Raw genomic sequence first — 10177 nt, 5'->3', positions numbered from 1 at the left:
TGCCCGGCGTGGCCAGCGCCGCGGTGAACCTGGCCACCGGCCGCGCCACCGTGCGCGGCGATGGCGTGGACCGGCAGGCATTGGTCCGAGCGGTGGAGAAGGCCGGTTACGAAGTGCCCGCGCCGGTACCGCTGGAGCTCGGCATCGACGGCATGACCTGCGCCTCGTGCGTGGGCCGCGTCGAGCGCGTTCTGGCCAGGGTGTCCGGCGTGCGGTCGGCCAGCGTCAACCTCGCCACCGGCCGCGCACTGGTGCACGGCGACGCCGCGCTCGATCCGGCCGCGCTGGTCGCGGCGGTCGCGAAAGCCGGCTACCAGGCGCACATGCTGGAGGCGTCCGTGGACGACGACCGCGAAGCGCAGCGCCGCGACGAGGAACTGCGCGGCCTCAGGCGCGACCTGCTGCTGGCCGCGGCGCTGACCCTGCCGGTGTTCGTACTGGAAATGGGCGCGCACCTGGTGCCGGCCTTCCACCACGCCATCGCCGCGACCTTGGGCACGCACAACAGCTGGCTGCTGCAGTTCACGCTGACCACCCTGGTGCTGGCGATCCCCGGTCGCCGCTTCTACCGCGCCGGTATTCCCGCGCTGCTGCGCGCCGCGCCGGACATGAACTCGCTGGTCGCGGTCGGCACGCTGGCCGCCTACGGCTTCTCACTGGTGGCGACCTTCCTGCCGGGCCTGCTGCCGGCGGGCACGGTCAATGTCTATTACGAAGCGGCGGCGGTCATCGTCACCCTGATCCTGCTCGGGCGCATGCTCGAAGCGCGCGCCAGGGGCCGCACCTCCGAGGCGATCAGGCGCCTGCTCAAGCTGCAGGCCAGGACCGCGCGCGTGCGCCGCGATGGCGGCGCGGTGGAGGTGCCGCTGGCGCAGGTCGTGGCCGGCGACGTGGTCGACGTGCGTCCCGGCGAGCGCATCGCGGTCGATGGCGTGGTGGTGGACGGCGACAGCTACGTGGACGAATCGATGATCACCGGCGAGCCGGTGCCGGTGGCCAAGGCGGCCGGCGCCGGCGTGGTCGGCGGCACCGTCAACCAGACCGGCGCGCTCGGCGTGCGCGCCACCGCGGTCGGCGGCGCCACCGTGCTGGCGCAGATCATCCGCCTGGTGGAACAGGCGCAGGGCGCCAAGCTGCCGATCCAGGCGCGGGTGGACCGCATCACGATGTGGTTCGTGCCGGTGGTGATGGGCCTGGCGCTGCTCACTTTCGTGGCATGGTGGCTGTCCGGGCCTTCGCCGGCGCTGACGTTCGCCCTGGTCAACGCGGTGGCGGTGCTGATCATCGCCTGCCCCTGCGCGATGGGCCTGGCGACGCCGACCTCGATCATGGTCGGCACCGGCCGCGGCGCGGAGCTGGGCGTGCTGTTCCGCAAGGGCGAGGCGCTGCAGCTGCTGAAGGAAGCGACGGTGGTGGCGGTGGACAAGACCGGCACCCTGACCGAAGGCCGGCCGCTGCTGACCGACCTGCACCTGGCCGACGGCTTCGCCCGCGGACCGGTGCTGGCGCAGGTGGCGGCGGTGGAAGACCGCTCCGAGCATCCGATCGCGCGCGCGATCGTGAAGGCCGCGCTGGAAGACGGGCTGGCGCTGCCGCCGGTGCAGGCCTTCGAGTCGGTCACCGGCCATGGCGTGCGCGCGCAGGTGGACGGCGTGCGGGTGGAGGTGGGCGCGGACCGCTTCATGCAGAAGATCGGGCTGGATGTGCTGGCGTTCGCCGCCATCGCCACGCGGCTCGGCGAGGAAGGCAAGACCCCGCTGTATGCCGCCATCGACGGCAGGCTCGCCGCGATCATCGCCGTTTCCGATCCGATCAAGCCCGACACCGCCGCGGCCATCGCCCGCCTGCACGCGCTGGGGCTGAAGGTGGCGATGATCACCGGCGACAACCGCCGTACCGCCGAGGCCATCGCGCGCCAGCTGGGCATCGACGAGGTGGTGGCCGAGGTGCTGCCGGAAGGCAAGGTCGATGCGGTCAACCGGCTGCAGGCCGCGCATGGCCGCCTGGCCTACGTCGGCGACGGCATCAACGACGCGCCGGCGCTGGCCGCGGCCGACGTCGGCATGGCCATCGGCACCGGCACCGACGTGGCGATCGAGGCCGCCGACGTGGTGCTGATGTCCGGCAGCCTGCAGGGCGTGCCCAACGCCATCGCGCTGAGCCAGGCGACGATGCGCAACATCGGCCAGAACCTGTTCTGGGCATTCGCCTACAACACCGCGCTGATCCCGGTGGCGGCGGGCGTGCTGTATCCGCTGTGGGGCGTGCTTTTGTCGCCGGTGTTCGCCGCCGGGGCGATGGCGCTGTCCTCGGTGTTCGTGCTCGGCAACGCGCTGCGGCTGCGGCGATTCATGCCCTGGGCATGAGCACGGGCGCACCTTTGCGCGTGATGAGGTTTTCCCGGTACGACCCATGGCGCGCTGTGGTGTGCCCCCACGGAGACGATGATGGAAGACGCCATGAACATCGGCCAGGCGGCCAAGGCCACCGGCATCTCGGCCAAGATGATCCGCTACTACGAGGACAGCGGCCTGATCGGCCCGGTGGCGCGCACCGCGTCCGGCTACCGCGTCTACGGGCCGCGCGACATCCACACGCTGGGCTTCATCAAGCGCTCGCGCGACATGGGCTTCAGCGTGGAACGCATCGGCGGACTGCTGCAGCTGTGGCGCGACCGCTCGCGCCACAGCGCCGACGTCAAGCGCATGGCGCTGGAGCATGTGGCGGTGCTGCAGCAGCGCATCGCCGAACTGCAGGACATGGTGGCCACGGTGCAGACCCTGGCCGACTGCTGCGCCGGCGACGAGCGGCCGGACTGCCCGATCCTCAGCGACATCGCCACCGGTGCGCCGCTGCATTCTCCGGCGGGAGGCAAAAGGCTGGCGAAAGGAAGCCGTGGCAGGGCGCGCGCGTGCCAGAAAACGCCTGAATAAAAGCCTAAAAAAGCCGTTCAGGCGGGACGGCGACTTCAGGAAGGATTGAGGTGGATAACGGAAAAATTACATCCGGACGCAGGCAGCCGACGAGCCGCCGCGCCACCAGACAGTAATTCCTGAAGGTGTACCCCCATGAAGACTTCCCTGATTGCCCTGGCCCTGGCGGCCGCCCTCCCGTTCGCCGCTTCGGCTGCCGACAATCTTTCCTACAACTATGTCGAAGGCGACTACGTCAAGACCGACGTTTCCGGTCCCGACGCCGACGGTTGGGCGCTGAAGGGCTCCTGGGCCTTCCACCCGAACTTCCATGTGTTCGGTGATTTCACCCAGCAGAAGGTCGACCACACCGACGCCAAGTACGACCAGTGGCGCATCGGTGCGGGCTACAACCGCGCCATCGCGCCGAGCGCCGACCTGGTCGCGCGCGTGGCCTACCAGAAGTTCGACCCGCACCACAGCAACCTGGACTTCGACGGCTACAACGCCGAAGTGGGCCTGCGCAACGCGTTCGGTGAGCACGTCGAGGTGTATGCCTTTGCTGGTTACCAGGACTACACCAGGAAGCACGGCGTCAATCCGGAAGGCCAGTTCTACGGCCGCCTGGGTGGCCAGGTGAAGTTGAACCAGAACTGGGGCATCAACGGCGACATCAAGATGGACCGCCACGGCGACAAGGAATGGTCGGTCGGCCCGCGCTTCAGCTGGTAAGAAGCCCGCGGACAGCGACATGCAAAAAGCCCGGCGATGCCGGGCTTTTTGCTGTGCGTCAGTCGTGCCGGACATCCTGTAGCGCCGGGCACCGCCCGGCGGGCTTGCCCGGGAAGGCTCCAGCGGGGCGTTGCCCCGCTCTACAGGGGCTGGTCGTGATGCCCAGCGATGCCGGGCTTCTGCCGTGGACCTGTCGTGCCGTACCGGTTGCAGGGCCGCGCATCCTGTAGCGCCGGGCACCGCCCGGCGGGGCTTGCCCGGGAAGCCTCCAGCGGGGCGTTGCCCCGCTCTACAGGGGGCTGGTCGTGATGCCCAGCGATGCCGGGCTTCTGCCGTGGACCTGTGGTGCCGGACCGGTTGCAGGCCGCGCATCCTGTAGCGCCGGGCAACGCCCGGCGGGGCTTGCCCGGGAAGGCTTCAGCGGGGCGTTGCCCCGCTCTACAGGGGCACGCCGATGCAGCGGACGGTGCCGTCCCCTTCAGGCGGCGCGCAGGCGCGCGGTCAGGCCCTTGAGGAAATTGCGCAGCGCCTGGTCGCCGCAGGGCCGGTAGTTCTTGTGGTCCGGCTGGCGGAACAGGGCCGACAGCTCCGGCTTGGACAGCGGGAAGCCGGCCGCCTCGAAGATCTCGTGCATGTCCACGTCCTTGAGCTGGAAGGCGACGCGCAGCTTCTTCAGCACCAGGTTGTTGGTGATGCGCGTTTCCGGCGTGCGCTGCGGCTGCGAGTCGTCGCGGCCGCGGAAGTGGAGGATCAGGCCGTCGAGGAAGCGCGCCAGCGCCGCGTCCGGGCAGGCTTCGAACAGCGGCTCGTCGTCGCGGCGCAGGAAATCGTGCACCTGCGCCTGGTCCACGTCGACCGCCGGGTCGGCCATGTGGATCAGGTCCACCACGTGCTTGTCGCCCAGGTCGAGCATGTAGCGGATGCTGCGCAGTACGTCGTTGTTGATCATCACCACTCCGGAACGGCCGCGGCGCGACTGCCCGGCAGGGCGCACAGTGTAACGCCGCCGCCGGGAGCGGCCGGTACAATCCGGTGGTCCTTCCCCCCGGAACAGCCATGCACATTCCCGCCTACGCCGCGCCATCGGCCGGCGCGCCGCTGCAGCCAATGGCCATCGAGCGCCGCGCGCTGCGCCCGGACGACGTGGCCATCGACATCCTGTACTGCGGCGTCTGCCACTCGGACCTGCACCAGGTCCGCAACGACTGGGGCGGTTCGCGCTACCCGATGGTGCCGGGCCACGAGATCATCGGCCGGGTCAGTGCGGTGGGCAGCGCGGTCGCGCGGCTGAAGGTGGGCGATCCGGTCGGTGTCGGCTGCATGGTCGACAGCTGCCTGGCCTGCGACCAGTGCGGGCACGGCGAGGAGCAGTTCTGCCGGCAGGGCCCGACCATGACCTACAACGGCCGCGATCGCGTCAGCGGGGAGACCACGCTGGGCGGCTATTCGCGGATGATCGTGGTGCGCGAGCCGTTTGCCATCGGCCTGTCGCCCAAGCTGGACCTGGCGCGCGCCGCGCCGCTGCTGTGCGCCGGCATCACCACCTGGTCGCCGCTGCGCCACTACGGCGCCGGCCCCGGCACGCGGCTGGGCGTGGTGGGACTGGGCGGACTGGGGCACATGGCGGTCAAGCTCGGCGTGGCCCTGGGCTGCGAGGTCACCCTGGTGACCGGCAGCGCGGCCAAGGCCGACGATGCGCGCGCGCTTGGCGCGCATCGCGTGCTGCTGTCGCGCGACGCCGAGGCGATGAAGGCGGCGGCTGCATCGATGGACCTGGTCATCGACACGGTGCCGGTGGCGCACGAACTCGACCCCTACGTGCGCCTGCTCGACGTGGAAGGCCGCATCGTCGTGGTCGGCGCGCTGGAGCAGATGCCGGTCAACGCCGCGGCGCTGATGCGCGGCCGCCGCCAGGTGTCCGGCTCGCTGATCGGCGGCATCGCACAGACCCGCGAACTGCTGGAGTTCTGCGCCGAGCGTGGGGTCTACCCGGACTGCGAATCGATCCCGATGCAGCGCATCGACGAGGCTTTCGCGCGCATGGAGCGTTCGGACGTGAAATACCGCTTCGTCATCGACATGGCCTCGCTGGCCGGCGCCTGAGCGGCCGATGGGACTGCGCGCGATCCTGCACCTGTGCCTGCACGCGGCGGTGCCGGCCTTGCTGGCGTGGCTGTTCTGGCGCCCGCGCTTCGGCCGCGCCTGGCTGCTGATGCTGCTGGGCTGGGTGATCGACCTGGACCACCTGCTGGCCGATCCGATCTATGCGCCGGACCGCTGCAGCATCGGTTTCCACCCGCTGCACACCGCGCCGGCGGCCATCGTCTATGCGGGACTGCTGCTGCCGCGGCGTACGCGGCTGTTCGGCATCGGCCTGCTGCTGCACCTGGCGCTGGACGCCATCGACTGCGCCTGGATGCGCTGCGGCGGTTGATGCCGTCCGCGCCTGTGGCCGGCGCGGCGCGGGCTCACCAGCCGCCGTACCAGGGGCCGGGGCCGTAGCCGAACGGGCCGGCGCCCTTGCCCTGGCTGACATGGATGTTCAGGTCCACGCGCCGGGTCTTGCCTTCGTCGGTGTTGTAGTTCTTGCCGATGTTGATATCGGCCGAACTCCAGTGGCTGTTGCCGTAGGCCTTGGAATAACCGATGCCGGTGCTGAGCGCGCCGTGCACCTGCAGCTTGTCGTCGACCACCGTCGCGGCCGTGGCGTCCTTGCGCGGCAATGGGCCGCTGTGGTCGCCGTAGTAGGTGCCCGGGGCATCGGCCTGGTAGGACGGATCGTTGAGATAGCGCATCGGCGCCTGCGGCACGCTCAGGTCCAGCGAACCGGGCGCGGTGCCGGCCGGCTGCGCCGTCGCCAGGGCCGGCGCCAGCAGGCAGGCAAGGATCGTGAAGGACCGGTTCATCGCGCTGGCGCTCCTGGCTGGGGCCGTCATCGTGGCAGGTGGGAGACGCCGACGCTAGCGCGGCGGCGGTGAACCGGGGCTGTCGTGGGCGGCGCGCTCACTCCAGGCGGGCGAAACCGAACAACCCCGACAGCCGGTGCCGGCGCCGCTCGATCGCCGCGCGCAGCAGGCCGGCGCCGAGCATCGAGTAGGTGATGCCGTTGCCGCCATAGGCCATGGCGAACAGTACGTGCGGTCCCCATTGCGGATGCGCGCCGAAGAACGGCAGTCCGTCGCGGGTTTCGGCGAAGGTGCCGGCCCAGGCGAAGGCCGGCGTCACCGGCAGCTGCGGGAACAGGTGCCGCACCTTGGCGACCAGCCGATGCGCCTTGCGGTCCACGCGCGCATCGCGGCGTGCCGGCACGTCCACGGCGTCGTCCTCGCCGCCGACCAGCAGGCGCAGGTCGGCGGTGCTGCGCAGGTACAGGTAGGGACGGGCCGATTCCCACAGCATGGTCCGGCGCAGCGGCCCGAGCGCCTCGGCCGGCAGCGGATCGGTGACGAAGGCATAGCTGCTGCGGTTGCGCGCGACGCGCTGGTCGAGCCAGCGTTCGTTGGCATAGCCGGCGGCCAGCACCACATGGCCGCAGCGCACCTGCACGCCATCGGCGGTGGTCGCCACCACGCCGCGCGAGATCGGGCGCAGGCTGGCGATGGTGGTGCGGTCGAACACCCGCGCGCCGCGCCGCTGCAGGCGCGCCAGCAGGCGGTGCGCCATGCGGTACGGGTCCAGGCTGGCGGCCAGGTCGCTGAGGATGGCCGCCGGCGCCTGGAAGCCATAGGCGGCAAGCAGGTCGCCCGGTTCCAGCCAGTGCACGCCGAAGCCGTGCTTCCTGCGCAGCCCGAACTCGGCGCGCAGGTCGTCGCGATGGCGCCTGCGGCTGGCGTAGTAGAGGCTGTCGCCGCGGCGGAAGTCGACGCCGCGCACTTCCGCCGCGAGCGCCTGCAGCGCCGGGATCGCGTCGGCGCAGGCGCGGTAGGCCAGCACCGCCGCCTGCTCGCCGTAACGTCTGGCCAGGTCGACCATGTGCGTATCGATCTCGTACTGCAGCAGCGCGGTGCTGGCCGCGCTCGATCCCCAGCCGATGTCGCGCTGTTCTACTACCGCCACGTCGTGCCCGTGGCGGGCCAGCTCGTCGGCGACCAGCGCGCCGGTGATGCCGCCGCCGATCACCAGGACATCGCAGCGCAGCGCCTGCCGCAACGGCGGATAGGCGCGCATCAGGCCGTTCCTGACCGCCCAGAAGGGGTAGCCGCTCTTCAGGTCCATGCAGCGGTCCCGTCGCAGGCCGTTCAGGCGGTCGGATGGCCGGTGTGCGGCGTGTGGATCAGGCGCTCCACGTCGAAGCCCTGCTGGCGCGCGTAGCCGATGTAGTGCTGGCGGGTGGTCTCGTCCATGTGCGGTTCGCGCGCCAGCAGCCACAGGTACTTGCGGTCCGGGCTGCCGACCAGCGCGTTGGCATAGCCGGCATCGACCAGGATCACCCAGTAGTCGCCCTTGGTGAACGGAATCCAGCGCAGCCCTTCGGGCAGGAAGCTCACCTCCAGGCGGCTGTTGGACGCATCGATCGGCCGGGCCTGGCCGATGGCCTCCTGCAGTTCGCCATCGCGCAGGCAGCGGTTGCGCACGCGGATGCCGCCATCGTCTTCGAGCGTGTAGTGCGCGCTGACGTCGGTGGCATCTTCCGGTTCGTGGCGCATCGGCAGGCGGTCGATCTCGTACCAGGTGCCGAGATAGCGCGGCAGGTCGAGGGCGGCGACGGTGGGCAGCGGCGGATGGTTCATGGCGGACTCCGGCAGGGCGGGTCCATGGAGCTATAGGCCAGCGGCGGTGAATGCGATGTGCCCAAGCGCTCGCCCGCGGCGTCGCGGCACGCTCCGGCAACGCGCTTGCGTTAGGCTTGCAGCTCCGAAAACGGGAGAGGCCGATGTACGCCGTGATCCTTCTCAAGGACCCGGAGCGCTTTGCGCGCGAACGCTGGGAGCAGGTCCCGGACCTGGTCGACTACGAGGGCGGAAGCTACTCGCTGCGCGCCGGGCCGCGGCAGCCGCTGCCGACCGACCGCGAGTGGGACCCGGTGGCGGTGTATGCGCTCGACGAGCTCACCGAGGAAGAATTCCAGGACCTCTACGCGTCGCATCGGCCGCACGTGGCCGAGCTCGGCCTGAAGTACTGAGCCGGGCTGCGCGATGCTCGCCGTGAGGGCAACAGGACGGCGCTGGCAGGCGCGCTGTTGTCGGAGCGTGGACGCGGGCTGACTTATAGTCCGCACACGCGCGGTGGTCCGCGCATGCCCGCGGATCCACCGCCTTGTCCTTCCGCCACCGTTTCCCGTTGCTGCGCGCATTGTTGCTGGTGTTCCTGCTGGCCGGGAGCGGCATGTCGCCCCTGGCGGCCAGTGCCGCCGATCCGGCCGCCGAGGCGCCGTCGCCGCAGGCGCGCATCGGCCAGGCCGAGCGCGCGCTGCAGGCGGTGCGTCGTTCGCTGGACGACGCCGACGCGCCGGAAACACTGCGTACGCTTTCCGAACAGGCGCTGCAGGCCAAGCGCGATGCCGATGCCGCGGTGGCGGCGCTGGTGCCGCAGCTGGAGCAGATCGACGCACGCATCGCCCAGCTTGGGCCGCTGGACGACGGTGCCACCGAGGAGCGCAGCATCACCCGCCAGCGCAACGCGCTGGATCAGCAGCGCAGCCAGGTCGATGCGGACGTCAAGCGCGGCAAGCTGCTGGCCGAGGATGCGCGCCAGCTGAGCGATTCGATCGAGAAGGCGCGCAGCCAGCAGATCGGCGAGCAGTTCGGACGCAAGGTCGGTTCGCCGCTGTCGCCGGCGCTGTGGCGCCAGTTCGCCGGCAGCCTGCCCGACGACCTCACGCGCATCCAGGGGCTGTACCGGCAGGCGGCAGGCGGCCTGGAAACGGCGGTGGCCGCGCATGGCTGGAGCTCGCCGCTGCTGGGGGCGGCGCTGGCCCTGCTGATGGTGTTCCCGCTGCGGCTGTGGCTGCGCCACCTCGGCCGCCGCTATGCCGCTTCCGACCACGCGCCGGCTGGGCGCCTGCGCCGTTCGGGACTGGCGGTCTGGCTGCTGCTGGTCGGTACCCTGCTGCCGGGTTTCGCCGCCGTGGTGATGGTCGCCAGCCTGCATGGGATCTCGGCGATTCCGCCGCGGCTGGAGTCGGTGGCGGACAAGTTCATCTGGGTCACCTTCGTATCGGCCTTCATCGCCGCGCTGGCGGCCTGTCTGCTGGTACCGCACCGGCCATCGTGGCGGCTGCTCAACATCGACGACACGGCGGCGCTGCGCCTGCGCTGGTTCGCCTGGGGAGCCGCCGGACTGACCTGGCTGACCGTGCTGCTGCGCGAGATCAACCGCGCCGCGCGCACCTCGCAGGTAAGCACGGTCACGCTCGACGGCCTGGTCGCGTTGACGTATGTGGCACTGATCATGGCAATGCTGGCGACGTTGACCCGGCTGCACCGGCGCCGCGCGGCCGAGGCCGCGCTGGCCGAGCAGCAGGCCGACGCGTCGCCGGGAGCGAAGCTGCCGCGCGCGGCGCGCAGCGGCTGGCTGGTGCTGGCGCGCCTGGG

Annotated in this window: 11 protein-coding genes; 7 read left to right on the top strand and 4 right to left on the bottom strand. The window is 70.8% G+C overall.

Annotation, left to right across the window (positions count from 1 at the left end; all coding sequences use genetic code 11):
* From QMX80_RS16620 to QMX80_RS16610, 3 genes are all read left to right on the top strand, one after another.
* Window positions 1-2366, top strand: a 2366-nt coding sequence (locus QMX80_RS16620; protein ID WP_282278271.1) for a heavy metal translocating P-type ATPase, incomplete at its 5' end; no start/stop codon positions are given.
* 93 nt (window positions 2367-2459) lie between these two features.
* On the top strand, window positions 2460-2933 hold the full coding sequence (cueR, locus tag QMX80_RS16615; protein ID WP_082443549.1) for a Cu(I)-responsive transcriptional regulator: 474 nt from the start codon (window positions 2460-2462) through the stop codon (window positions 2931-2933).
* Window positions 2934-3068: 135 nt separating this feature from the next.
* Window positions 3069-3644, top strand: a complete 576-nt coding sequence (locus QMX80_RS16610) for an Ax21 family protein (RefSeq protein WP_282278269.1) — start codon at window positions 3069-3071, stop codon at window positions 3642-3644.
* A 478-nt stretch (window positions 3645-4122) separates the two neighbouring features.
* Here the strand turns inward: QMX80_RS16610 and QMX80_RS16605 are convergent, their stop codons facing one another.
* Complete coding sequence (locus tag QMX80_RS16605; protein WP_282278268.1) at window positions 4123-4593, bottom strand: DUF1456 family protein; 471 nt, start codon at window positions 4591-4593, stop codon at window positions 4123-4125.
* Between the two features lie 107 nt (window positions 4594-4700).
* Here QMX80_RS16605 and QMX80_RS16600 point away from each other — a divergent pair, with 107 nt between their 5' ends.
* Both QMX80_RS16600 and QMX80_RS16595 read left to right on the top strand, forming a co-directional pair.
* Window positions 4701-5747, top strand: a complete 1047-nt coding sequence (locus tag QMX80_RS16600) for an NAD(P)-dependent alcohol dehydrogenase (RefSeq protein ID WP_273081072.1) — start codon at window positions 4701-4703, stop codon at window positions 5745-5747.
* A gap of 7 nt (window positions 5748-5754) precedes the next feature.
* On the top strand, window positions 5755-6078 hold the full coding sequence (locus tag QMX80_RS16595) for a DUF6122 family protein (protein WP_055766530.1): 324 nt from the start codon (window positions 5755-5757) through the stop codon (window positions 6076-6078).
* Between the two features lie 34 nt (window positions 6079-6112).
* On the opposite strand, the gene QMX80_RS16590 is transcribed toward QMX80_RS16595, so the two are convergent.
* The 3 genes from QMX80_RS16590 to QMX80_RS16580 all read right to left on the bottom strand — a co-directional run bounded on the left by QMX80_RS16590 (window position 6113) and on the right by QMX80_RS16580 (window position 8374).
* Complete coding sequence (locus QMX80_RS16590; RefSeq protein ID WP_055766526.1) at window positions 6113-6550, bottom strand: hypothetical protein; 438 nt, start codon at window positions 6548-6550, stop codon at window positions 6113-6115.
* 97 nt (window positions 6551-6647) lie between these two features.
* Complete coding sequence (locus QMX80_RS16585) at window positions 6648-7859, bottom strand: FAD-dependent oxidoreductase (RefSeq protein WP_282278266.1); 1212 nt, start codon at window positions 7857-7859, stop codon at window positions 6648-6650.
* A gap of 23 nt (window positions 7860-7882) precedes the next feature.
* Window positions 7883-8374, bottom strand: coding sequence for a lipocalin family protein (locus QMX80_RS16580; RefSeq protein ID WP_055766520.1), 492 nt, complete (start codon window positions 8372-8374; stop codon window positions 7883-7885).
* A 143-nt stretch (window positions 8375-8517) separates the two neighbouring features.
* On the opposite strand from QMX80_RS16580, the gene QMX80_RS16575 reads away from it, so the two are divergent.
* Together QMX80_RS16575 and QMX80_RS16570 are read left to right on the top strand one after the other, a co-directional pair.
* Window positions 8518-8766 carry a hypothetical protein gene (locus QMX80_RS16575; RefSeq protein ID WP_055766515.1) on the top strand — a complete coding sequence of 83 codons (249 nt, stop codon included), beginning with the start codon at window positions 8518-8520 and terminating at the stop codon, window positions 8764-8766.
* A gap of 134 nt (window positions 8767-8900) precedes the next feature.
* Window positions 8901-10177 (top strand): DUF3772 domain-containing protein (locus tag QMX80_RS16570; protein ID WP_282278262.1); only part of this gene is annotated, 1277 nt, incomplete at its 3' end.

It is taken from the genome of Stenotrophomonas sp. PS02297 (assembly GCF_029959705.1).
Classification (GTDB): Bacteria; Pseudomonadota; Gammaproteobacteria; order Xanthomonadales; family Xanthomonadaceae; genus Stenotrophomonas; species Stenotrophomonas nitritireducens.
This window is presented reverse-complemented; position numbering and strand designations above follow the sequence as displayed.